This is a genomic window from Nocardia sp. NPDC051756 (assembly GCF_040681495.1).
Lineage (GTDB): Bacteria > Actinomycetota > Actinomycetes > Mycobacteriales > Mycobacteriaceae > Nocardia.
Window position 1 is genome coordinate 113,424 of record NZ_JBFAYV010000013.1, and the last position, 23,775, is coordinate 137,198.

At 69.3% G+C, this 23,775-nt stretch carries 19 protein-coding genes; 8 read left to right on the forward strand and 11 right to left on the reverse strand.

What is annotated here, in order from left to right:
- Positions 1-12 precede the first annotated feature (12 nt).
- The 4 genes from AB0M22_RS40185 to AB0M22_RS40200 all read left to right on the forward strand — a co-directional run bounded on the left by AB0M22_RS40185 (position 13) and on the right by AB0M22_RS40200 (position 5,213).
- The gene (locus tag AB0M22_RS40185) at positions 13-1,416 is read left to right on the forward strand and encodes an NAD(P)H-quinone dehydrogenase (protein ID WP_364738127.1); all 1,404 of its coding nucleotides are present in this window, start codon (positions 13-15) and stop codon (positions 1,414-1,416) included.
- A gap of 498 nt (positions 1,417-1,914) precedes the next feature.
- Complete coding sequence (locus tag AB0M22_RS40190) at positions 1,915-2,826, forward strand: hypothetical protein (protein ID WP_364738129.1); 912 nt, start codon at positions 1,915-1,917, stop codon at positions 2,824-2,826.
- 232 nt (positions 2,827-3,058) lie between these two features.
- Positions 3,059-3,943, forward strand: a complete 885-nt coding sequence (locus AB0M22_RS40195) for a hypothetical protein (protein WP_364738132.1) — start codon at positions 3,059-3,061, stop codon at positions 3,941-3,943.
- A gap of 94 nt (positions 3,944-4,037) precedes the next feature.
- The gene (locus tag AB0M22_RS40200; protein WP_364738135.1) at positions 4,038-5,213 is read left to right on the forward strand and encodes a PLP-dependent aminotransferase family protein; all 1,176 of its coding nucleotides are present in this window, start codon (positions 4,038-4,040) and stop codon (positions 5,211-5,213) included.
- Between the two features lie 3 nt (positions 5,214-5,216).
- On the opposite strand, the gene glpK is transcribed toward AB0M22_RS40200, so the two are convergent.
- Positions 5,217-6,716 carry a glycerol kinase GlpK gene (gene glpK / locus AB0M22_RS40205; protein ID WP_364738137.1) on the reverse strand — a complete coding sequence of 500 codons (1,500 nt, stop codon included), beginning with the start codon at positions 6,714-6,716 and terminating at the stop codon, positions 5,217-5,219.
- A gap of 255 nt (positions 6,717-6,971) precedes the next feature.
- Between glpK and glpD the strand changes: the two genes are divergently transcribed.
- A complete protein-coding gene (glpD, locus tag AB0M22_RS40210; RefSeq protein WP_364738139.1) occupies positions 6,972-8,738 on the forward strand; it encodes a glycerol-3-phosphate dehydrogenase in 1,767 nt (588 codons plus the stop codon).
- 1 nt (position 8,739) lies between these two features.
- On the opposite strand, the gene AB0M22_RS40215 is transcribed toward glpD, so the two are convergent.
- The 8 genes from AB0M22_RS40215 to AB0M22_RS40250 form a co-directional block, all read right to left on the reverse strand.
- A complete protein-coding gene (locus AB0M22_RS40215) occupies positions 8,740-9,978 on the reverse strand; it encodes a HAMP domain-containing sensor histidine kinase (RefSeq protein WP_364738141.1) in 1,239 nt (412 codons plus the stop codon).
- A gap of 59 nt (positions 9,979-10,037) precedes the next feature.
- Positions 10,038-10,712, reverse strand: coding sequence for a response regulator transcription factor (locus AB0M22_RS40220; protein WP_364738143.1), 675 nt, complete (start codon positions 10,710-10,712; stop codon positions 10,038-10,040).
- Between the two features lie 108 nt (positions 10,713-10,820).
- On the reverse strand, positions 10,821-11,042 hold the full coding sequence (locus tag AB0M22_RS40225; protein ID WP_069166233.1) for a hypothetical protein: 222 nt from the start codon (positions 11,040-11,042) through the stop codon (positions 10,821-10,823).
- 94 nt (positions 11,043-11,136) lie between these two features.
- Positions 11,137-11,706 (reverse strand): TetR family transcriptional regulator, encoded by a 570-nt coding sequence (locus tag AB0M22_RS40230; RefSeq protein ID WP_364738258.1) that lies wholly within the window; start codon positions 11,704-11,706, stop codon positions 11,137-11,139.
- Positions 11,707-11,789: 83 nt separating this feature from the next.
- Positions 11,790-13,151, reverse strand: coding sequence for a hydroxysqualene dehydroxylase HpnE (hpnE, locus tag AB0M22_RS40235; RefSeq protein ID WP_364738148.1), 1,362 nt, complete (start codon positions 13,149-13,151; stop codon positions 11,790-11,792).
- Positions 13,152-13,205: 54 nt separating this feature from the next.
- Complete coding sequence (locus AB0M22_RS40240) at positions 13,206-13,388, reverse strand: hypothetical protein (RefSeq protein ID WP_364738150.1); 183 nt, start codon at positions 13,386-13,388, stop codon at positions 13,206-13,208.
- A gap of 221 nt (positions 13,389-13,609) precedes the next feature.
- Positions 13,610-14,392 (reverse strand): DNA-formamidopyrimidine glycosylase family protein, encoded by a 783-nt coding sequence (locus AB0M22_RS40245; RefSeq protein ID WP_364738152.1) that lies wholly within the window; start codon positions 14,390-14,392, stop codon positions 13,610-13,612.
- A 33-nt stretch (positions 14,393-14,425) separates the two neighbouring features.
- Positions 14,426-18,967 carry an ATP-dependent helicase gene (locus AB0M22_RS40250; RefSeq protein ID WP_364738154.1) on the reverse strand — a complete coding sequence of 1,514 codons (4,542 nt, stop codon included), beginning with the start codon at positions 18,965-18,967 and terminating at the stop codon, positions 14,426-14,428.
- A gap of 124 nt (positions 18,968-19,091) precedes the next feature.
- On the opposite strand from AB0M22_RS40250, the gene AB0M22_RS40255 reads away from it, so the two are divergent.
- A complete protein-coding gene (locus AB0M22_RS40255) occupies positions 19,092-19,637 on the forward strand; it encodes a histidine phosphatase family protein (protein WP_150404323.1) in 546 nt (181 codons plus the stop codon).
- On the opposite strand, the gene AB0M22_RS40260 is transcribed toward AB0M22_RS40255, so the two are convergent.
- Entirely contained in the window at positions 19,627-20,253 is a 627-nt protein-coding gene (locus AB0M22_RS40260) for a TetR/AcrR family transcriptional regulator (RefSeq protein WP_364738157.1), read from the reverse strand. The two genes, AB0M22_RS40255 and AB0M22_RS40260, sit on opposite strands and share 11 nt — an antisense overlap.
- A 68-nt stretch (positions 20,254-20,321) precedes the next feature.
- Here AB0M22_RS40260 and AB0M22_RS40265 point away from each other — a divergent pair, with 68 nt between their 5' ends.
- The gene (locus tag AB0M22_RS40265; protein WP_364738159.1) at positions 20,322-21,269 is read left to right on the forward strand and encodes a patatin-like phospholipase family protein; all 948 of its coding nucleotides are present in this window, start codon (positions 20,322-20,324) and stop codon (positions 21,267-21,269) included.
- Positions 21,266-22,102 carry an SDR family oxidoreductase gene (locus AB0M22_RS40270; protein WP_364738162.1) on the forward strand — a complete coding sequence of 279 codons (837 nt, stop codon included), beginning with the start codon at positions 21,266-21,268 and terminating at the stop codon, positions 22,100-22,102. The genes AB0M22_RS40265 and AB0M22_RS40270 overlap by 4 nt, the downstream gene beginning before the upstream one ends.
- Before the next feature lie 55 nt (positions 22,103-22,157).
- On the opposite strand, the gene AB0M22_RS40275 is transcribed toward AB0M22_RS40270, so the two are convergent.
- Positions 22,158-23,315, reverse strand: a complete 1,158-nt coding sequence (locus tag AB0M22_RS40275; RefSeq protein WP_364738260.1) for a lipase family protein — start codon at positions 23,313-23,315, stop codon at positions 22,158-22,160.
- Positions 23,316-23,775 lie beyond the last annotated feature (460 nt).

A 23,775-nucleotide genomic window follows, 5' to 3' on the forward strand; every position in this document is an offset into this window, starting at 1 on the left:
GCGGAGGTATCAATGACCCGCATAGCGATCATCGGTGGCGGACCGGCCGGTTACGAGGCGGCGCTGGTGGCAGCCCAGCACGGTGCGTCGGTGACGCTGATCGATAGCGACGGCATCGGCGGGGCTTGTGTCCTCTGGGACTGCGTCCCTTCGAAGACGTTCATCGCGTCCACCGGCGTGCGCACCGACCTGCGCCGCGCCCGCGATCTCGGCATCACCCTCGACCCGAACCAGGCGACCGTGCAGCTGGCCGAGGTGAACGGCCGTGTGAAGGCGCTGGCGCTGGCCCAGTCCTCCGACATCCGGTCTAAATTGCAGACCGTCGGCGTGACCGTGCTGGCCGGTCGCGCGGAGCTGACCGACGCGTCCACGGGGCTGGCCGCGCATCAGATCCTGGCCAAGCTGGCCGACGGCACCGAGGCGACCATCGAGGCCGAGGTTGTGTTGATCGCCACTGGTGCGAGCCCGCGCGTGTTGCCGGGCGCCGAGCCGGACGGTGAGCGGATCCTCAACTGGCGTCAGCTCTACGACTTGGAAGAACTCCCGGAGACCCTGGTGGTCGTCGGTTCCGGCGTCACCGGCGCCGAGTTCGTCTCCGCGTACACCGAAATGGGCGTGCGGGTGCGGCTGGTCTCCAGCCGCGACCGGGTGCTGCCCGGCGAGGACGCCGACGCGGCGCTCGTGCTGGAGGACGCGCTCGCCGAACGCGGCGTCGAGCTGGTGAAGCACGCGCGCGCCGACGCGGTGGAGCGCACCGCCGAGGGCGTGGTGGTCAAGCTGTCCGACGGCCGGACCGTGGCCGGCTCGCACGCGCTGATGACCGTCGGCTCCACCCCGAACACCGATGGCCTCGGCCTGGAGCGGGTCGGCATCGAACTCGACCGCGGCGGTTACCTGCGGGTCGACCGGGTGTCGCGCACCTCGGTGCCCGGCATCTACGCGGCCGGCGACTGCACCGGCCTGCTGCCGCTGGCCTCGGTGGCCGCGATGCAGGGCCGGATCGCGATGTACCACGCGCTCGGCGAGGGCGTCAGCCCGATCCGGCTGAAGACGGTGGCGTCCGCGGTGTTCACCCGCCCGGAGATCGCCACGGTCGGCGTCAGCCAGACCGCGATCGACAACGGTGAGACGCCGGCCCGCACGGTGATGCTGCCGCTGAACACCAACCCGCGGGCCAAGATGTCGGGCCTGCGCCGGGGTTTCGTGAAGATCTTCTGCCGCCCGGCCACCGGCGTGGTCATCGGCGGCGTGGTGGTGGCGCCGATCGCGTCCGAGCTGATCTTGCCGATCGCCCTTGCCGTGCAGAACAATCTGACCGTCAACGATCTCGCGCAGACGTTCTCGGTGTACCCGTCGCTGACCGGTTCGGTGACCGAGGCGGCCCGGCAGCTGATGCGGCACGACGACCTGGATTGATGCCCCGGCCGAGGTGATCCGGGATCGGGATCGACGCGTCAGCGAATGTGCCGCGTCGGCCCGGGGTGAATGGTCTTGCGGTTCAGCGCCGTTCGTGCAGTCTGAAGTTTTGATTCACATTGCTCATCAGGCCTACATATGGTTCACTTCCCGCAGAGATGCGATCGGCGGGCGGTCGCGTGGTTCGGTGTTCGGGGGGATGGTTCTTTTCCCAGTCGACACGTCGAACGACCTTCGCGTCGTTCGACGACCGGGCGTCTCGTCAGAGACAACTGAGTGTGGCTGAACTCCAGGTCACACCCGGGAAAGGGAATACGAAAAGTGAAACATCGTAAGCCGAGTCGGGCGCAGCGAGCGATGGCGAGCACCTCGTTGCCACTGGCCGCCGCGGCCGCTGTGGCCTCTCTCTTGGCAGCGCCGGCGGGGGCCGCTCCTGGTGATCCGAGCATTCCACCCACTACGGCGCCGCCGAGTCCTTCGCCGGCCCAGCCGGGGGTCGTGAACCCGGAGACGCCACCGAGTCCGGGCACCGCGACGCCGGGTCCGACCAATCCGCAGCAGCCGCCGAGCCAGCCAGGTGTCACCACGCCGGGTCAGCCGGGCGTGAATACGCCGGATCCGGTCATGCCGAATCCGAACAAGGATCCGAAGCTGGCCCAGCCGACGCAGCCGGGTGTCACCACCCCGCGGGTCGCGCCGCTGCCGGTGCCGGGCCAGTCGAATCAGCCGCAACCCGCGGTTGTGCCGGATGCGCCGGGTGACCAGAAGCCGGGCCAGCCGGGTGCGGCCACGCCGCCGCAGCAGCCGGGTACGCCGGGCACCCAGACCACGCCGGGCACCCCGGGTACGCAGACCACGCCGAGCACCCCTGGCGATCAGAACAACCAGGCCCAGCAGCCGGAGACCCTGGTCCAGCCGCAGCAGCAGCCGCGCTGGCAGTCCCCGCAGTTGCAGGCCGCCCCGCCGGCCCCGGTCGTCGAGATGACCGGCCCGCACCAGGAAATCGGTGCGAACGTCGACGGTGGCGCGGTGCTGCCGGGCTACGTGGCCAACACGCATCACTTCAACAACGAGTCCGGCTATGTCGGCACCATCGGGTACCGCACCCCGGCCGGTGCCGGTGAGGCCGGTGTGTCGGTCGAATACGTCGACGCCAACACGGTCAAGGTGACCACCTACACCGGCGGCGTCGGCCTGGCCGACAACAAGACGATCTCCGTTTTCGACACCACCCAGGCCAACCTGGCCAAGGCGGCGGTCGAGGACTGGATCAAGGAACAGCCGGGCGGTGCCGCAGCGCTCGAAGCGGCCGCGCAGGTTAAACTTCCGCTGCAGCCGGGCGATCTCGCTCCGCAAACGGTCGACGTGGGTGGTGTCACCACCCAGTGGGGTGGTTCACTCCAGTACTGAGACTGACTGGGGCTGATTCGACGGGTGGGGCGGTCGTTCACGACCGCCCCATACGCGTGTCTTGGGGAAAGGATTGGGTGTGACCTCCGAGGGTGATCCGAGGGAGAAGGAATCCGACGACCAGTCCACGTCGGATTTCGGCCCCCCGGTGGGTGAATTCGGCCCGCCTGTCTCAGAATTCGGACCTCCCGTCTCGGAATTCGGTCCGCCGGTCTCGGAATTCGGTCCGCCCATGGGGGATACGGGTCCGCGCTGGCAGGTGACGGAACAGACGGGTGACCATCCCGAACTGGTCTGGCGACCCGCCGCCGATGCGGGCCCGACCCCGCCGCCGGCCCCGCAGTACCGGGCGCCGGACTCGACGTCGTTCCCCGAACCGCGGCCCACCCCGCCGGTTCCGCCGCGGGTGCCGCCGGTCGACCGGGAGCAGGCCGCCGACGCGGACAAGGACTCGTGGTGGACCCGCCCGACCGATACCGGCAGCGTGCCGAAGCCGCCGCCGCTGACCTCGCCGAGCCTGTCCTGGTCCGACGATCCGATCGCGAAGATGCTGACGCCGGCCACCCCGGTCGCGCCGCCGCCTCCGCCGCGCAAGTCCGGCTCGCACACCGGGCGCAACGTGCTCGCGGGCATCCTGGCGGTCGTCATCCTGGTCGGGCTGACGGTGACCGTCATCATGGTGTCCAAGGGCAGCGGCAACGACAACCCGGTGCCGCCCGCCGCGAGCAGCAGCGCGGAGAAGAGCTGCCCGGCCGACAAGACCGGCAAGGTGACCATCGGCAACGGCAACGGCGACACCAGCAGCGGGGCCAGCGCGATCCTCGGCTTCCAGTACGCCTTCTACGTCGAGCGCAGCGGCGAGCGAGCCCGCCGGTTCGTCGCCCCCGACGCGGAGAACGTGTCACCGGCCGACATCATCCAGACCGGCATCGACACGGAGGTTCCGGTCGGCACCAAGCACTGCCTGCGGATCGCCGAGGTGTCCACCGACACGTTCAACGTGGACCTGACCCAGCGCAAGCCGGACGGCACGGAAACCGTCTATCACCAGATCATCACCACCGTTGTCCGGGACGGAAAGGTGCTCGTCTACTCGATCAAGCCGCGGGAACAGTGACCGATCTCAGTATGTGGAATTAATGTTTCATATATTGGTCGGCGATATGCGAAAGTAGACTCTCGCATATCGTGGCGTCCGTTCGGAGGTTTCCATGTCGCCGACCATCCCACCGCTCGCGGCCAAGCTCGGCGGTCTGCAGAGCTCGGCGATCCGTGACCTGCTGAAGCTCACCACGCGCGCCGAGATCATCGGCTTAGCCGGCGGGTTGCCCGACGCCGAGCTGATGCCCCGCGAGCGGATCGCCGTCGCCGCGGACGCGGCGCTGAGCAGCGCGGGCTGCCTGCAATACACCGAGTCGCCCGGCTGGCGGCCGCTGCGCGCGGTGCTCACCGAACGCGAATCGGCTCGGCTGGGCCGGCCGGTGGACCTCGACGAGGTCTTCGTGACCCACGGCTCGCAGCAGGCGCTGTCGCTGCTGGCCGAGGTGCTGCTCGACCCCGGTGCGCTGGTCGTGGTCGAGGATCCGGCGTATGTCGGTGCGCTCCAGGTCTTTCGGGCCGCAGGTGCGCGAATCGTCGCGGTGCCCTTGGATGCCGAGGGCATGCGCACCGATGTGCTCGCCGACCTGCTCGCCCAGGGCGAGCGCCCTGCCGTGGTGCACACGGTGAGCAACTTCCACAATCCCGGCGGCGTCACCATGACCCCGCAACGCCGCGCCCAGCTCGCCGAACTCGCTGACGCACACGGCTTCTGGGTGATCGAAGACGACCCGTACGGCGAGCTGTGGTTCGACACCCCCGCGCCCGCGCCGGTGGCGACCTACTCCCGCAACGTGATTCGGCTGTCGAGCGCCTCGAAGATCCTCGCCCCCGCGCTGCGTGTCGGCTGGATGGTCGCCCCCGACCCGGTGTGCCGCGCGGTGGAATTGCTGAAACAGGGTGCGGACCTTTGCGGTTCGGCGCTGACCCACCAGATCGCCGCCGACCTGCTCGCCGACGAGGCCTGGCTGACCGCGCACGTCGACCACGTCCGCACCGTCTACGGCACTCGCGCAAAGGCTTTGGTGCACGCGGTGCGCAGCCGATTCGGCGACCGCATCCAGTGCACCGACGCGACCGGCGGCATGTTCGTCTGGGCCGACTTCACCGACGGCACCGACACCCAGGCCCTGCTCCCGCGGGCCCTCGACGCCGGCGTCGCCTACGTCCCCGGTTCCGCGTTCGCCGTCGACGGCGGCTACCGCAACTCGATGCGCATGTGCTTCACCACATCCGACGCAGCGATCCTGACCGAGGCAGTCGATCGTTTGGCCCGAGCCGCCGGATAGTCGTCAGTCGGCCCAGTTGTAGGTGCGCTCGACCGCCTTGTTCCACGCCTTCAGGTGTTCGTCGCGGTCTTCGGCGGACATCGTCGGCTCCCAGGTCTTGTCGGCGGCCCAGTTCTCCCGGATGTCGTCGGTGCCGGACCAGTAGTCGACCGCGAGACCGGCGGCGTAGGCCGCGCCGAGCGCGGTGGTCTCGTTGACCACGGGACGCACGACGGGCACGTCGAGGATGTCGGACTGGAACTGCATGAGCAGGTCGTTGCCGACCATGCCGCCGTCCACCTTCAGGGTGGTCAGTTCGAGATCGAGGTGCTCGGATTCGGCGTCGGCGCGCATCGCGTCGACCACCTCACGCGTCTGAAAAGCGGTGGACTCCAATATGGCTCGCGCCAGATGGGCCTTGTTCACGAACCGGGTGAGCCCGGCGATGACGCCACGCGCGTCCGGGCGCCAGCGCGGCGCGAACAGCCCGGAGAACGCGGGCACGAAGTAGGCGCCGCCGTTGTCCTCGACGCTGCGGGCCAGCGGTTCGATGTCGTCGGCCGAGGAGATGATGCCCAGGTTGTCCCGGAACCATTGCACCAGTGAGCCGGTGACCGCGATCGAACCTTCCAGCGCGTACACCGCGGGCTCGTCGCCGAGCTGATAGCAGACGGTGGTGAGCAGCCCGTGCTTGCTGACCACGGGCGTGGTGCCGGTGTTGAGCAGCATGAAATTGCCGGTGCCGTAAGTGTTCTTGGCCTCGCCGGGGGACAGGCAGGCCTGACCGAAGGTGGCCGCCTGCTGGTCGCCGAGGATGCCCGCGACCGGGATGCCCTTCAGCGGTCCGGAGGTGATCTCCGCGTAAACCTCGGAGGAGCTACGGATCTCGGGCAGCAGCGACTCCGGCACGCCGAACTCCGCGCAGATCTCCGAATCCCATTGCCGGGTATTCAGATCCATCAGCATGGTGCGCGAGGCGTTGGTGACGTCGGTGATGTGCTCGCCGGTCAGGTTCCACAGCACCCAGCTGTCCATGGTGCCGAAACACAGCTCGCCCGCCTCGGCCCGCTTGCGCGCGCCCTCGACGTTGTCGAGGATCCAGCGCAGCTTCGGCCCGGCGAAGTAGGTGGACAGCGGCAGCCCGGTGCGTTCCTGGTAGCGGGTCGGTCCGATGTCGCCGCCGAGTTCGGTGGTCAGCCGGTCGGTGCGGGTGTCCTGCCAGACGATGGCGTGGTGAATCGGCTTGCCGCTGGCGCGATCCCACACCACGGTGGTCTCGCGCTGATTGGTGACGCCGACCGCCGCGATGTCGTCGCTGCTGAGCTTGTTCTGCTTCAGCACCTCGCCGAGCACGAATTCGGTGTTTTTCCAGATGGTTTCGGCGTCGTGCTCGACCCAGCCCCGACGCGGAAAGATCTGTTCGTGTTCCCGCTGGGCCACGCCGACGACGCGCCCCTGCCGATCGAAGACGATGCACCGACTCGAAGTCGTGCCCTGGTCGATGGCGGCCACATAGCGACGCATTGGTGCAGGTTACTAAACACAGAGCCCGCTGTGTCCGATTGCGGCTTCGCGGGTCCTGGACGCGGATCACATCGCCGTCCGCGGGCCGCTCGATTAGGGTCGGTATCAGTTACCGGTGAGTAGTGCGGCACGACACGAGCGACGCCGTGGTCGAAGAGATCCGAGGCCACTGGCATAGCCTGTAGCCAGAGCAGCTCGATCGAATGCCCGATTAAGACCACTACGTCGTCGACACGCGGCTGGAGGAGTTCGAGCATGACCAAGAAACCGGAATCCCAGTTCCTCGGTCCGGAGCAGCGCAGGACGGCCTGGGAGCGGTTCGGCAAGGATCACTTCGATGTGGTCGTGATCGGCGGCGGCGTGGTCGGCGCGGGCATCGCGCTCGACGCCGCGACCCGCGGGCTGAAGGTCGCGCTGGTCGAGGCCCGTGACCTCGCCTCCGGCACGTCGAGCCGGTCGTCGAAGATGTTCCACGGCGGCCTGCGCTACCTGGAGCAGCTGGAGTTCGGCCTGGTCCGGGAGGCGCTGAAGGAGCGCGAGCTGGCGATGTCCGCGCTGGCGCCGCACCTGGTGAAACCGCTGCGCTTCCTCTACCCGCTCACGCACCGCGCGTGGGAGCGCCCGTATGTCGCGGCCGGGCTGATGCTCTACGACACCATGGGCGGGGCCAAATCCGTTCCCGGCCAACGGCATCTGTCGCGGATGGGCGCCCTGCGGCTGGCTCCCGGCCTGAAGCGCAGCTCGCTGATCGGCGGCATCAGCTATTACGACACGGTCGTCGACGACGCCCGCCACACCATGACCGTCGCCCGCACCGCCGCGCACTACGGCGCGGTGATCCGCACGTCCACCCAGGTGGTCGGCTTCCTGCGCGAGGCGGACCGGGTGGTCGGCGTGCAGGTGCGCGACAGCGAGGACGGCCGCACCGCCGACATCCGCGCGCACGTGGTGATCAACTCGACCGGCGTGTGGACCGACGAGGTGCAGGCGCTGGCCCACCAGCGCGGCCGCTTCCACGTGCGGGCCTCGAAGGGCGTGCACATCGTGGTGCCGCGCGACCGCATCGTCAGCGACGCCGCGATCATCCTGCGCACCCCGACCTCGGTGCTGTTCGTCATCCCGTGGGGCACGCACTGGATCATCGGCACCACCGACACCGACTGGAACCTCGACCTCGCGCACCCCGCGGCGACCAAGGCCGATATCGACTATCTGCTCGACCGGGTCAACGACGTGCTGGTCACCCCGCTCACCCACGACGACATCGACGGCGTCTACGCGGGCCTGCGCCCGCTGCTGGCGGGGGAGAGCGACGAGACCTCCAAGCTGTCCCGCGAGCACGCCGTCGCGCGGGTCGCGCCGGGCCTGGTCAGCATCGCGGGTGGCAAGTACACCACCTACCGGGTGATGGCCTACGACGCGGTAGACGAAGCGGCACAGGACATTCCGGCCCGCGTATCGCCGTCGATCACCCAGAAGGTGCCGCTGCTCGGCGCCGACGGCTACTTCGCGCTGGTCAATCAGACGGTGCAGCTGGCCGAGGAATACGGCGTACACCCCTACCGGATCAAGCACCTGCTGGATCGCTACGGCGCGCTGATCGACGAGGTGATGGCCATGGCGGACGGCAAACCCGAACTGCTGCAACCCATTACCGCGGCGCCGTCGTACTTGCAGGTGGAGGCCCTGTACGCGGCCGCGGCCGAGGGCGCGCTGCACCTGGACGACATCCTGGCCCGCCGCACCCGCATCTCCATCGAGTTCCCGGACCGCGGCGCCGACTGCGCCGCGGAGGTGGCCGAGCTGGTCGCGCCGATCCTCGGCTGGGACGCCGCCGAAATCGAGCGCGAGGTCACGACTTACCGCGCCCGGGTCGAGGCGGAGATCCGTTCGCAGACCCAGCCCGACGACGACTCCGCCGACGCGCTGCGCATCGCTGCCCCGGAACCGCGCCCGGAGATACTGGAGCCGGTGCCGGCCGACGGTGTGCCGAACAAGGAAGTGCGGCAGGCGAACCGGTAGCTCAGGACAGCCCGGGCGGTGGCAGCGCGATGGTCGCGAGGGTGCCGCCGCCCGGTGCGGGTTCCATAGTCGCGGTGCCGCCGTGCAATTCGGCGATCCACGCGACCAGGGCCAGCCCGATCCCGCTGCCGCGCCCGCCGGTGACGCCGCGCGCGAACGGATTACTCGACAGCTGCGGGTGCAATCCCGCACCGTGATCGCGCACGGTGACCCGGCCGTCCGCGACGTGCACCTCCACCGGTGCGTCGGGATTGATCGCGCCGTGCGTGATCGCGTTCTCGATCAGGTTGCGCACCGCGAGGCTCAACAGGTTCGGGTCGCCGACGACCACCGTGGGACTGCTGTGCACAACGACATTCGCCTTGAACTCCTCGGTGACCGATTCGGTGAGCTGATCCAGCAGCAACTGCACCCGCTCCATCGTCGTCACCCCCGCCTGCATCCTGGCCCGGGCGAGCAGCCCCGCCACGATCCGCTCCATCCGCGCCCCCAGCTCACCCGCGTCGGCCAGCGCGCGTTCCACCTCGTGCGGGTTGCGCCGGCGTGGCGCGGTGACCAGGCCCAAAGTGGTCAGTGGCGTACGCAATTCGTGCGCGGCATCGCCGAGGAACCGTTCCTGCTCCTCGACGAGCACCAGCGCCTGGCGCATGCTGCGCCCCGAAAGCGCATGTGCGGCAAGGGCGGACAGCACGACCAGGGTGAGCCCGCCGACGACCAGTGCCCACAGCAGCAACGCCCGATCGCGATCCACCAGACCGGGATTCGTTCCCGCGATGACGACCGCCCGGGTGGTCGTGTCGTCCCAGAAGATCGGCGTGGCCGCCAGCCGCGCCGGACGGCCGGCACTGTCGTAGCTGTCCTGGAAGACGATTCCCCCCGCGCGCACGGCGTCGTCGGCCAGGGCCTCCGCGCCGTTGTTCGGTGGCAGCCAGGAACGCAGGTGCCCGTAGATCTCGCGCCAGTGCCCGTTGTCGTCGTTGGTGACGATCAAGACCGCGGTCTCGCCGTTGGCCAGGTCGTCGCGTTCGACCGGGCCGAGGTCGATGGCCTGGGCGTCGAGGTCGAAGTCGATGCTGCGCCACAGCCCGGTCACCACCCGGTCGAGGCTGTTGTCGACGGCGTTGTGGCGCGAGCGCGCGTCGATGGTCGCGGCGAGCACGCCCAGGATGATCAGGCAGGTCGCGGTGATCACGGTGATGAGGGCGGTCAGCAGCCGGCGGGTGCGGCGCAGCCGGGCCACGGCGGGCTGGGCGTTCGCGAAGCTCGCGGAACGGCCGGGCGACGCGGTGGACCCGGGGATCAGCGGGCGGATGGTGCACTTCCGATCATGAAGCCGGTGCCCCGCACGGTCTCGATCACCTGCGGCGGCCCGAGTTTGCGCCGCAGCTGCGCGATCACCGCGTCCACCACGTTCGAGGCGGGCTCGGCCATCTCGTCCCAGCAGCACTCGATGAGCACGGTGCGCGAGACCACGCTGCCCGCGCGGGTGGCGAGCAGCTCGAGCACGGCGAATTCCTTGGGGGTCAGCGAGCGCAGGATGCCGGCGCGTTGCACGCGGCGGCGGGGCAGGTCGATATCGATGTCGCCGAGCACCAGGCGGGCCGGCGCCGGATGTTCGCGACGGCGGCTCAGCGCGCGCACCCTGGCGGCGAGCTCGGGCAGGGCGAACGGTTTGACCAGATAGTCGTCGGCGCCGTGCTCGAATCCGGCGATGCGGTCGGCCAATCCGTCCCGCGCGGTGAGCATGAGCACCGGCACCCGTTGTCCTGCGGCGCGATGCGCGGCGACCAGGTGCAGGCCGTCGCCGTCCGGCAGGCCGCGGTCGACTACGAGCACGTCGTAGGTGTTGACCGCGATCTTCAGGTCCGCGTCGGCGAGCCGGTGCGCCAGATCGACGGCGAAGCCCGCCGAGCGCAGCCCGGCGACGACCTCATTGCCCAGACCTTCATCGTCCTCGACCACCAGCACACGCACGAGATCAGAGAATAGGTCATTTCAGACAGGACCGATCCGTCATCCCGGGCGACCGTCAGGATGACGGATCGGCGCGGGCCGGATGGCGGTCCGGCGCCGCGGCTGCGATCAGTTGGTGGAGTAGTACAGATCCCACTCACCGGTCGGCGTCTGCTGGCACTCCCACCACTTCCAGTCCGGGTGCGCGGGCGCATTCGAGCCGTCCGCCCGGCAGGCCGCCTCGGTGCCGTAGGTGCCGACGTAGATCGTCTCCGCGTTGGCCACCGCCGACCCTCCGGCGACGAGGCCTGCCGAGAGCGCCACGGCGGCGAGCAGGGTGCTGATCTTCATGATGTTTCCTCTCTCCCCGGCGCGGGATCCGCGCCTGGTGAGTAGAAAACCGCACTGTCCGTGAGATTTTCGTGAGGCCGGGGCACGCCGCAGCTCAGTGCGGTGCTTCCAGCCGCATCGCCCAGCCGACCAGCGAGCGCAGGTAGCGCAGCACCATCTCGTCCGGGTACTGCTCCGGATCGGTGAGGTGCAGTCTGGCCAGTTCCTCCATGGCCGCGAGCAGGATTCGCTCGGTCGGGCCGTCCGGGTCGACGGTGACGCCCGCGTAGCGAGATAGATGCCGGGCGCCGATCGCCCGCGCGTAGGACCGGCCGAGCTCGAGCCGGTCCCGCAGATCGGGCGGGCCGCCGTCGGGCGGGCTGAGGATGATGCGCCAACTGGTCGGGGCGGCATGCAAATAGGCGAGGATGCCGCGGCCGACCTGATCCACCTCGACCGTGCCCGACCAGTCGACGCTGCCGATGCCGGCCAGCGCGATCGCCGATTCGCGGTCGAGCAGCGCGGTCATCAGCCCGGACAGATCGGTGAACTGCTGATACACCAGCGCGCGGGCAACCTGGGACTCGCGCGCCACCCGGTCGATGCTGACCGCGCCGAAGCCGTCGGCGGCCACGATGTCGCGCGCGACGTCGAGCAACTGGGCCCGCCGGTCCGCCGCCGACATCCGCCGCTTGGGCGTCGGCTGGCCGGTCGCCGGCCGGTCCGTCGAGGGCGGGGCAACATACGGGGACGTGGCGCGATCCGTGCTCACCGCACCGACGGTAGCGCAAGCAGCAGATCGACCGCTTTGGCCGCGCTCTGGACTGCGCTTTCCATGGTCGCGGACCAGTCGGTGGCGGTCCAGTCGCCGGCCAGCACCAGCGTCGGCACCGAGGTGCGCTGAGCGGGGCGCAGTGCGTGGGTGCCGACGACCTGGGAGAAGGTCGCCTTCGGCATCCGAACCACTTGTCCCTGAATCACTTTCGCGGTTTTGGCGGCGGGGTAGTAGCGGTGGAGCAGCTCGACCTGCTCGGCGACGATCTCCTCGCTGGTCTTGTGGATCTGCTCGTAGGCGCCGCTGGTGGTCAGGCAGTAGAGCCAGGCCTGGTCAGTCTTGCGGCCGGTCATCCGCTGCCGATCGAAGACCTCGTCGATCACGCCGGTGCCGCCGATCAGCGCCTCGAATTCGGCCGTGGTGCCGAGCGGGCGGTCCAGGTACAGGTTGGTGCTGACGATCGGGGTGTAGCCGAGTTTGTCTGCGGCGGAATAGATTTCGGGATGCTCGGGCAGGTCGTCGAGCAGGCCGTCGACGTTGGAGTTGGGCACGGCGCAGACCACCGCGTCCGCGGGGACGGTGGTGCCGTCGGCCAGCGCCACCCCGGTGACCCGCCCGTCGAGGATGTTGATCCGGCGGGCCACCGCGCGATGCTGCACCTTGACCCCGTGCCGCGCAAAGACTTTCAGCGCGCCGGTGACGTAGAGCGTGTCCAAGTCCGTGGTCGGATAGCCGATGGTGGCGGGCCGCCGGTGTTTGATGCCGAGGCGGATGCCGGTGGCCATCACGTCGGCAAGCACCTTCGCCGACTCCTGCTGCACCGGTTCCGCGGCGACGCCGAGGGCCAGCCAATCCCACAGTGCCTCACGGGCTTTCGCGGGCATGCCGACGCGGTTGAACCATTGCTCGGTGGTCAGGTCGGGCAGGTCGGCCGGCTGGTGCAGGCATTGCCAGTCGAGCCGGAGGGTGGCGATGGTGGCGCGGATGCGTTCGACCGGGTTGGCGTCGGGGTGCGCGCCGGACAGGGTGCGTAGTGCGCCGAGGCCCTTGGTGCTCATGGTGACGCTGCGGCCGTCGGGCCAGCGCAGCGTCGCATGGTGCGGGAAGGCGACGTACTGGCGGGTGCCGATGCTGGTGAGGTAGCGGAACAGGTGGTCGTAGCCGCTGGCGATCACGTGCTGGCCGTTGTCCGGCAGGTCGTCGACCACGTCGACCTGCATGGCGTGCGTGCGACCACCGAGGCGGCCGCGGCGTTCCAGCAGGGTGACCTGCTTGCCTGCCTCGGCCAGCCAGACCGCGGCCGCGAGGCCGGCCAATCCGCCGCCGATGACCACATACTGCCGGGGATCGCTCATGCCGCACTCCTCACTAACTTACGACTTGTAAGTTAGGTGGGAGGGGTCAGTTCGTCAAGGGCGCGGCGACTCCGTGGAGATCGCCGGGTGCGGCGCCTTCGGCGTGTGGGCGTTCGAATTCGGATGCAGCAGCAGGTAACTGAACAGCACGGTGGCCATGGTGGCCAGTGCCGCGAAGAAGAGGCGGTTGGCGATCGCGAGGAGCGGTCGTCTGCCCGATCTCGATACCGTCGTCATGGCCTGCTCCTGTGCTGTGTCGTGACTGCCACGGATGTAGTCGTGCCGAGCGCGCCGATCATTAGCAACTGAGTGGCAAATTACAGTGGTGGGCGGGTAATAGCCGGTGGGCACGCCGAGCGGTTGGTTCGGTTGCACAACTGATTCGGTGCGGCGAACCAAACGGCTTGGTCGCGCGGCGGACTTTCTCGCGGGATTCGGCCGCCGGGGTGATCCGGTGTTCAGTTGCCGGGCGGCGGCTGGCACCTGGGGCAGAAGTAGATACCGCGTTCGCTATAGGCGATCCGGTCCGAGGCGGGCGCGGGATCGCCGACCAACTGTCGCACGATGGTGGTGCCACAGCGCTGGCAGGGGCGGCGGGCGCGGCCGTAGATCAGTTCGCGCCGCGGTGGTTTCCGGACCGATTCGGTCAGCACCCGGTGGGCCTCGTTCACCAGCGCGAGCAGATCGGGGACGTGGCCCACCGGGGTGAGCGGATGGACGCGGCGCAGGAAGCAGATCTCGCTGCGGAACACATTCCCGACGCCGGCCAGGTTCCGCTGATCCAGGAGTGCGCCGCCGATCGGCTGGTCCGGATATCGCTCCAGCCGCCGGACCGCCTCGGCCACATCCCACTCCGGGCCGAGTAGGTCGGGCCCGAGGTGATCGATGACCGTGTGCTCGTCGGCGAGACGCAGCACCTCCACCTTGCCGAGCGAAAACCCCACGGCCTCCACGTCGTCCGTGCGCAGTACCAGCCGGGCGGTCACCCGCGGCTTGGTCCAGCGCTGGCCGCAGTGGAAGATCCGCCAGGTGCCCTCCATTTTCAGGTGGGTGTGGATGGTCACCGTCGGCGTCCGGATGAACAGATGCTTGCCGTAGCTGCCGACGCTCTCCACGACCTGGTCGCGCAGGTCGACGGTCGCGTAGCGTGGCACGCGGAAGTCGCTGGCGGTCAACGTCTTACCCGCCAGCGCGGCGCGGAGTCGCGCGGCGGCCAGGTAGACGGTGTCACCCTCAGGCATGGCGCATCCCGGGGCTCGTCGAACGGGCGCGGTTCATGGGCGGCTCCGGAGGCGCAGGCCGCGGGGTGTCGCGGAGAAGCCCGCTTCGGTCAGGAAGCCCGCGAAGGTGTTGCCGTGCACGGTTTCCCCGTCGACGCGGTCGATGACCAGGGAGTCGACGCGGCGGTGGTGCACCAGATCGGCCAGCGCGCGGGCGGCGGATCGGCGGGCGTCGGGGTCCTCGGTGAAGGTGAGCAGGGTCTTGCCGCCGCGTTCGAGGTAGAGCACCAGCTCGCCGTCGACCAGAACGACCAGCGCACCGGCCTTTCGACCGGGTCGATGTCCGCCTTCGCCGTCACCCTTCGGCCAGGTCAGGCCGGCGCCATACGGATTGGCCGGATCGCAGGCCGCCAACGCGAGCGCCTTCCCGGTCTGGGGCCTGGTGTCGCCGGGACGGCTGCGCTCGGCGTCGAAGGACCGCAGCCGATCCACCACATCGGTGGTGGAGAACTGGGCGCCGCCGAGCGAGTCGATGAAATAGCCACGGCGGCAACGGCCCCGGTCCTCGAACTCGGTGAGCACGCGATACATCAGCGCGAAACCGCCGGGGACGCCCTCGTTCTGCACCGACCCGCGGGTCAGCACGCCGTACCGTTCCAGCAGCATGTCCGCCGTCGCGTGCGCCCGGACGGTGTTGTCCGCCACCCGTTCCGGTAGCAGCGACCAGCGCCCCGCCACCGCGGGCGGACCGGATCGGCTGGGCATGCTCGGGCGGGGCAGATAGGCCCGCCCGCGCGGTGCCCGGCGCGGCGTCCGATGAGCGGTGGTGGTTCGCGCGGTACCCGAGAGCATGGCGCGCACCGGCGCGAATGTGTCGCCGGAAACCATTCCGGCCCAGACCAATTCCCACAGTGCCGCCGCCACCTGGGTGTCGTCGAGCAAGCCGGTCGCATCGGAGAGCTGCCGGAAGAAGTACGCGCCGCCGCCGTGTGGCACCGGTATCGCGGTCTCCGCGGCGGCCGGAAGAGTGAGGGAAGCGCCGAGTGCGGTGAGCAGGTTCAGTTGCACCTCGGACAGTTCGATGTCGTCGGGCGGCGCCAGCGTGAACGGGGCCTGGTCGGTCAGGTGGAGCGCGACCCAGCCGTCCTTGGTGGTGATCGACCCGTGGCCGGACCAGAGGACCTCGCCGGTGGCCATCAGTTCGTCCAGCATGGCGGGGGAGTAGTCGCGAACCCGCGCGGGCAGGATGAGCGACTCCCACGCGGAAGCCGGAATCGGCACGCCCGCAAGCTGTTCCACGACGGTGGCGACGCCGTCGACGCCGCGCAGTTCGCCGCTGCCGATGTGCTGCCAGGACGGCAGGAACCGGCCGAAGGTGGCCGTCGACACCGGCTCGACCTCGTGCCGCGCGGCGGCGAGCGAGCGGCGGCGCAACCGGCGCAGCACCTGCGCGTCGCACCACTCCGAGCCCACCGTGCCCGGCGTGAATTCGCCCTCCACGATGCGCTTTTCGGTGATCAGCCGGTGCAGTGCGGTGGCGACCACGGCGGTGCCGAGGCCGAAGCGGGCGGCCACCGCCTCGGTATCGAACGGTCCGTGCGTGCGGGCGAACCGGCCGACCAGGTCGCCGAGCGGGTCGGCGACGGGTTCGATGAAGGCGGCGGGCGTGCCGATCGGCAGCGGGACGCCGAGCGCGTCGCGCAGCCGGGACGCGTCCTCCACGGCCACCCACCAGCTCTGGCCGGCGAACGTAACCTCCAGGGCGCGGCGCGATTTCACCAGCTCGGCACACCAGCCGGTCGGATCGTCGACGCAGCGCTCGGCCGCCTCGGCCGCGGTCAGCGGTCCGAGCAACCGCAGTAGATCGGCCAGACCTTCGGCATCGCGCGCGTGGCGTTCGGGGGTGAGCCGCTGAAGTTCCAGCTCGGTCTGCTCGATGACCGAGCCATCCAGCAGCTCGCGCAGCTCCACCCGCCCGAGCAACTCGGCGAGCAGTCCCGAGTCGAGCGACAGCGCGGCCGCGCGGCGTTCGGCCAGCGGGCTGTCCCCGTCGTACATGAACTGCCCGATGTAGTCGAACAGCAGGGAATTCGCGAACGGCGACGGCGTCGCGGTCTCCACCTCGACGAGCCGCAGCTGGCGGCGCGCCACCCGGCCGAGCAGGTCGCGCAGCGACGGCAGGTCGTAGACGTCACGCAGGCATTCGCGCACCGTCTCCAGCAGGATCGGGAAGTCGGGGAACTTCCGCGCCACGTCGAGCAGCTGCGCCGACCGTTGCCGCTGCTGCCACAGCGGGGCGCGCTTGCCGGGATCGCGCCGCGGCAGCAGCAATGCGCGCGCGGCGCACTCGCGGAAGCGGGACGCGAAAAGCGAGGAGCCGCCGACCTGTTCGGTGACGATGTCGTCGATCTCATCGGGTTCGAAGACGAACAGCTCCGCACCGGGCGGGTCGTCGGTGGTGTCCGGCAGCCGCACCACGATGCCGTCGTCGGAGGCGTTCGGCGCGACATCCACACCGAACCGTTCGCGCAGCCGCGCGCCGATGGCCAGCGCCCACGGCGCGTGCACGGGCAGCCCGTACGGCGAGTGCAGCACCAACCGCCAGTCGCCGAGCTCATCCCGGAAGCGCTCCACCACCAGCGTTTTGTCGGTGGGCAGGTGCCCGGTCGCGGTCCGTTGTTCGTCCAGCAGGCTGCCGAGGTTCGCGGTGGCGAACGCGTCCAAACCGGCTGCCGAGGTGAGCTTTTCCAGGTTCTCCGGATGCTGGCCGGCCTTGCGCACGAATTCGCCGAGCGCGCCGCCGAGTTCGGCGGGACGGCCCAAGCCGTCGCCGTGCCAGAAGGGCAGCCGGCCCGGTTGCCCGAACGCGGGCGTCACCAGCACCCGGTCGAAGGTGATCTCCTCGATCCGCCAGCTGGTCGCGCCGAGCGCGAACACGTCGCCGACCCGCGACTCGTAGACCATCTCCTCATCGAGTTCGCCTACTCGGGAAGCCTTTTCGCCGACCATGTAGACCGCGAACAAGCCACGGTCGGGGATCGCGCCGCCCGAGGTCACCGCGAGCCGCTGTGCGCCGGGCCGCCCGGTGAGCGTGCCCGCGTCCCGATCCCACACCAATCGCGGTCGCAGCTCGGCGAATTCGTCCGACGGATACCGCCCGGCCAACAGGTCGAGCACCGACTCGTACGCCGAACGCGGCAGCGCCGCATAACTTCCGGTGCCGCGCACGATGTCGAACCAGGCGTCCACATCGATCGGCTCGAGCGCGCACGCGGCAACCGTCTGCTGCGCCAGGACATCCAGCGGATGCGCCGGAATCTGGATCGCCTCGATCTGCCCGGCGGTCATCCGCTGCGCGGCCACCGCACAGTGGATGACATCGGTGCGATGCTTCGGGAACAGCACCCCGCGCGAGATCTCGCCGACCTGATGCCCGGCCCGCCCGACCCGCTGCAATCCGCTCGCCACCGACGGCGGCGCCTCCACCTGCACCACCAGATCGACCGCGCCCATGTCGATCCCGAGCTCGAGGCTGCTGGTCGCGACCACGCAGCGCAGCCGCCCGCTCTTCAGGTCGTCCTCGATGTAGGCGCGCTGCTCCTTGCTCACGGATCCGTGGTGCGCCCTGGCCAGCAGCGGGCTCGCACCGTGGATCACTTCGGTCGACGCACCGAGCTGAGTCGGCGGCTTGTGCTCGGTCTCCACCGCTTCGCCGAGCCGCGCCGCGTAGTTCTCGTTGAGCCGCGCGGTGAGCCGTTCGGCCAGCCTGCGCGAGTTCGCGAACACGATCGAGGATCGGTGCTCCAGCACCAGATCCACGATGGCCTCGTCCACGTGCGGCCAGATCGAGCCGGGCTGGTCGGAATCGCCGGGTTCGGTCATGTCCGCCACCGGTACCCGGACGGACAGGTCGAAGGTCTTCGGCGCGGGCGGCGAGACGATGGTGATCGGCGCGTTGCCGACCAGGAACCGGCCGACCTCGTCCGGCGGCCGGACCGTCGCCGACAAGCCGATCCGTTGCGCCGGGCGCTCGGTGAGCAGATCCAATCTCGCCAAGGACAGCGCCAGATGCGAGCCGCGCTTCGATCCGGCGATCGCGTGCACCTCGTCCACGATCACCGTGCCCACGTTGCGCAGCGTCTCCTTGGCCGCGGAGGTGAGCATGAGGAACAGAGACTCGGGTGTGGTGATCAGAATGTCCGGCGGCGTGCGCTGCATCGTCCGGCGCTCGGCCGCGCTGGTATCCCCGGACCGCACCCCGACGGTGATCTCCGGCGGATCCAGCCCGAGCCGCTTGGCCGTCTGCGTCACACCCACCAGCGGGGCCCGCAGATTGCGCTCCACGTCCACCGCGAGCGCCTTGAGCGGCGAGACGTACAACACGGCGGTCCCGGGCCGCTCCGGCGATTTCTGCCGGGTGGCCAGCTGATCGATCGCCCACAGGAACGCCGACAACGTCTTGCCCGACCCGGTCGGCGCGATCACCAGCGTGTGCTCGCCCGCCGCGATCGCCGCCCACGCACCCAACTGAGCGGAGGTCGGCGCCGGGAAGGCGCCGTCGAACCACTCCTGGGTAGCGGGGGAGAACTGAGCCATGGCATCAGTGTGCACCGGGGCACCGACAAGCCGATCGGCGTTGCCGGGAACTAGCGAACGTCAATCTGGCCTGAATTCCCGGAGAGGTGGAACGTTCACATGCGCATAGTCGTACGCTTCGTGCGTGCAAAAGGTGCTCAGACTCGACCTGGTCAGCCATGGCATGACCGAGGCGATGCGGAAGGCACGTTTTCCAGTCGACGAATCGCTGACCGAAGCCGGCCGCCGGGCCATTTCCGGATGCACGCCGCTCGCCGCGCCCCGGGTGCTCACCGGACCCGAGCGCCGGACCGTCGAGACGGCGGCGCTGTTAGGCCTGCCTGGCGACGAGGACACCCGACTACGTGACCTCGACGCGGGCGCGTGGCGGGGCGGGGCGCTGATGTCGGTGCCGCAGGACGAGCTCTACGCCTGGCTCACCGACCCGATGTTCCGCGGCCACGGCGGCGAATCGGTGGTGGACGTGATCGAGCGGACCAGGTACTGGATGGCCGAGATCGCGTCGGAGGGGAAGTCGACCATCGCGGTCACCCATCCCGCCGTCATTCGCGCGGCCCTGCTGGTGACGCTGGACGCGCCGCCGAAATCGTTCTGGCGGATCGACATTCCGCCGGGCAGCGTCACCCGCCTGCACTACCGCGGCGAATGGACCCTGCACTTCACGGCGTGACCGCGCTCTTCGCGGCGAGCGGTCCCGCGCCGAGGGTGACCAGCAACCGAACCGCGTCGGTGATCAGCCGCGCCGGGATGGACGGGTCGATGGCGCGCTGCATGCCGAGGCCGATGCCCATGCTGAGGATGCCCGTCGCGGCGTCCTCGGGCGCCACCGGCAGCTCGATGCCCATCGTGTCGGCCAGCGTCTGCACCTGCGCGGCCACCGCGCCGCGCACCACGCTCAGGCTGGACACCAGCGCCGCCTGCAACGCCGGATCGTCGCGCGAGACGGTCGCGAATTCGAATTCGAGCATGGTCCAGCCGACGTCGCCGACCGTCCGCTCGGCCCACTCCTGAAACCGCTCGAGCTGTTCCTCGAAGCTGTCACCGGCCGCGAGCAGGTCGGTCACCTCGCCGAACTTGGTCGCGTGGATGAGCTCGATCACCTCGAGGCCGAGCTCCTTCTTGGTGCGGAAGTTCGAGTACACGGCGCCCTTGGAGTAGCCGGCCTCCTCGGCCACCCGCTCCAGGCTGGTGCTCGCGTAGCCGTCGGCCAGGAAGAGGTCGCGTGCCGTGGCGATCAGGTCAGCGCGGGTGCGGGCCTGGCTCTCGGACCGGGTCAGTCGTGCCATGCCGTGATTCTACGTACCGTCAGATTTGGGATACCACGGGTATTTGAATTCTGTTAGTGTTTGGAACCATGGGTAACAACAACGGGGCGCAGCGACGCGGCCTGGCCATCGGTTGTGGTGGCACGCTCGGCGCGGCCTGGATCGTCGCGGCGCTGGCCGCGGTCCGGGACGCGCTCGACTGGGATCCCCGCGAGGCCGACGTGCTGATCGGAACGTCGGCGGGCGCGGAGCACGTGACCATGCTCGGCAGCGGCGTCTCGGTGGACGAGCTGATCGCCATGCAGGACGGCACATCCACCGATCCGGTCCTGTCGGCGCATATGCGGTCCGGACCCGGACGCTTTCCGCCGGTCCCGCGGCCGCGGCTCGGATCGTTGCGGCTTCCGTTGCACCGCACCGGCTCCGGGCAGGCACTGCTCACCGCGGGCAGTGGGCTGCTGCCGATCGGCAGTGGTGACGCGGGCTGGTTGGCGCAGCTGGCCGAGCGGCTCAACCCCGGCCGCTCCTGGGTCTCCCACCCGGCTACCTGGCTGGTCAGCATGGATTACGCGACGGGAGAACGGATTGCGTTCGGTTCGCCCGACGCGCCGCCCGCACCCCTCGGCGCCGCCTTGCGCGCCTCCTGGGCAGTACCCGGCTGGTTCCCGCCGGTCCCCATCGCCGGACGGCGCTTCATCGACGGCGGCGCCGGTTCGACCGCCTCGGTAGACCTGCTGATTCCGGAACAGCTGGACGAGGTCGTGGTGCTCGCGCCGATGGCCTCGACCGGGAAGATCCCCGCCACCAGCGCCGGTCACTTCCTCGAACGGCAGCTGCGAAACCGCATGAGCGCCAAGCTCGATGCCGAGATCGCCCAGTTGCGCGCGACCGGAACCAAGGTCCTGCGCCTCGACGCCACCGCCGAGGACCTCGCGGTGATGGGCCCGAACTTCATGGACGGCCGCCGCCGCCCCGACACCTTCCAGCACAGTCTGCGCAGCACTCGCCGTGCGCTCGAACAAGGAGCCTTCGCATGAGAATTCTCGGTCACGGATACCCCGACGTCGACCTGAAGGGCGCGCGCGTCCTGATCACCGGCGCCGGTCGCGGCATCGGCCAGTCCACCGCGGAACTGTTCGCGGCCAAGGGATCCGAGGTGGTGATCGCCGACGTCGACACGGTCGCCGCCGAAACCGCCGCGGCGGCAATCGGTGCAAAGTCCTATGAGCTCGACGTGCGCTCACGCGGCCAGTGGGACAAGGTGATCGCCGATCTCGGCCACGTCGACATCCTGGTCAACAACGCCGGCGTGATGCCGGCGGGTTCGTTCCTCGACGAGCCGGATGTGGTGGGGCAGGCCACGATCGACATCAACGTCTGGGGCCTCATCCACGGCATGCGCTCGGTCGCGCCCGGCATGATCGAGCGCGGCCGCGGCCACATCGTCAACGTGGCCTCGCTGGCGGGCAAGATCCCGATCGCCGGCCTCGCCGTCTACAACGCGAGCAAGTTCGCCGCCGTAGGCCTGTCCGCCGCAACCCGTTTGGAGTTCGCGCCGCAGGGGGTCAGCGTCAGCTGCGTCATGCCGTCGGCCGTGCGCACCCGCCTGTCCTCCGGTCTCACCCTCGGCCACGGTATGCCCACCGTCGACCCCGAAGACGTTGCCGCGGCGATCCTTCGCACGGTCTCCACCCGCAAGGGTGAGGTGGCCGTGCCCGGCTACCTCGGCCCGATCGACCTGGCCGTGGCGGCCACTCCCGAGCGCGCCATGCGCCTGGTCCGCCGTCTTATCGACGGCGATCGCGCCCTGCACCCCGCCGACGAGAAGACCCGCGCCGAATACGAAGAGCAGGTCCGTTCCATCAGCTGATGCTCGACGAAAAGTGGCCCCGGAGAAGATCTCCGGGGCCACTGTCAGTCGTGGGTCAGCAGGTGGTCGGGGCCGGTTCGCCGCGGAAGCGAGCCTCCACGTAGTTCCAGGCCTGGACGAAACCCGCGGCGGCCGTGGTCAAGTGCTCCGCTATCTCGTAGGGGTGGAACTCGACTTTGGCTCCCGCCTTGCAATAGCGGTCGACCACTTCCTCCACCGGCGGGAAGAAGGTCATCTCGTCGAAGCGTCCCTGCCAGATGTAGGTGGGCACGGTCGGTACGCCGTCGAAGTAGCGCAGGCTGTTCTCCCGCAGCACCTGATGGGCGATCGGGCTGTCCATCAGGCTCTTTGTCGCGGCCATCTGCTCGGCGTTGCGGAACGCGCCGTGGAACAGCAGGAACCGGCGGCAGGCGTCATGGGTGAATTCGCGGAACCACAAACCGTTTTCGTTGAGCTGGTCCGAGACCGGCAGCCGGTCCGGGTATTCGCGTTCCAGGCCCATCGCGGCGGCGAACGCCAGCCCGAAACCGGGGTGCGGCGCGAAGCCGAGCGCCATCGCCATCTCCTCGAGATCGGCGGGGATGCCGCCGGCGATCGACGCGGTGATCTTCAGATCGGGCGCGTAGGTCGGCTGCAACGCGGCCGCCCAGGCGGTGGCCATCCCGCCGCCGGAGTAACCGGCCAGTGCGACAGGCGAATTGGTGAGACCGAGTTCGGTCACCTTCTGCACGGCTTTGACGCTGTCCAGCGTCATCATGCCGCTGAGCCGCGCCGCGCCGTAGGCCGAGGTGGGGCCGAGATAGTCGGGCAGCGAAACCGCCCAGCCGCGCCCGATCGGCAGCATCGCGCCGACCGCGTCCTGCAATTCGCCGTTGAACAGCGAGCGCGACGGATTGCACTGGGTGCCCAGGGAATTGATCAGCGCCTGGTAGGAGACGAGCGGCGGGTTCTGGACGCCGTTGGGCAGCAAGACGGTGGTCACGCCCATCACCGGCTTGTTCTGCGAATTGGTGGACCGGAAGGCGACCTGCCAGCCGGTGGTGCCGACATACATGCCGGTGTCGATCTTGCGGGCGCGCACGACGTCGCCCGGCTTCAGCTCGGCTAGATTGGCGGGCGGTGCGTAGAACACATCCGGATCCGGGGTGGGATAGAGCGGTTGGGCGTTCGCGGGCAGGCCAAGCAGGCCGACCGAGACGACGCTCAACAACAGGATCGCGATCCTGAATGGAACTCTCTGCACGGTTTTCCTTCGAATCTCGGCCGTTATCGACTTGCCGACCCCGACACGCCTCGGCAACTCGAACGGACCACCACTGCACTGGAAATCGCGGCGAACGTCATCGTTCGCCACGCGGACGGCGGGACCTGAACTCACAGTCGAACCGAAGGTCGGACCGGCACACCACCTTTCGGCTCGACGACTGTGGGCTGCCACAAAAAGTGGCACCGTCCGCAGCGAACGTAGCGTCGCGGCTTCGGCTCCGCGCAACCGGGTCCGGCATATTGGACAATTCACAACGCATTTCCTGTGCGTTTGACCAAGATCACTAGCGACAGCACCCCGCCTACGGCGTGTCATAGCCGAACGCTCTCGAAGTTGGGCTGGTCCCACTGCGGCGTAGCCGTCGAACGGGGCCTCCCGGAGCCGTCACTCGGCGTTTGCCTCGGCC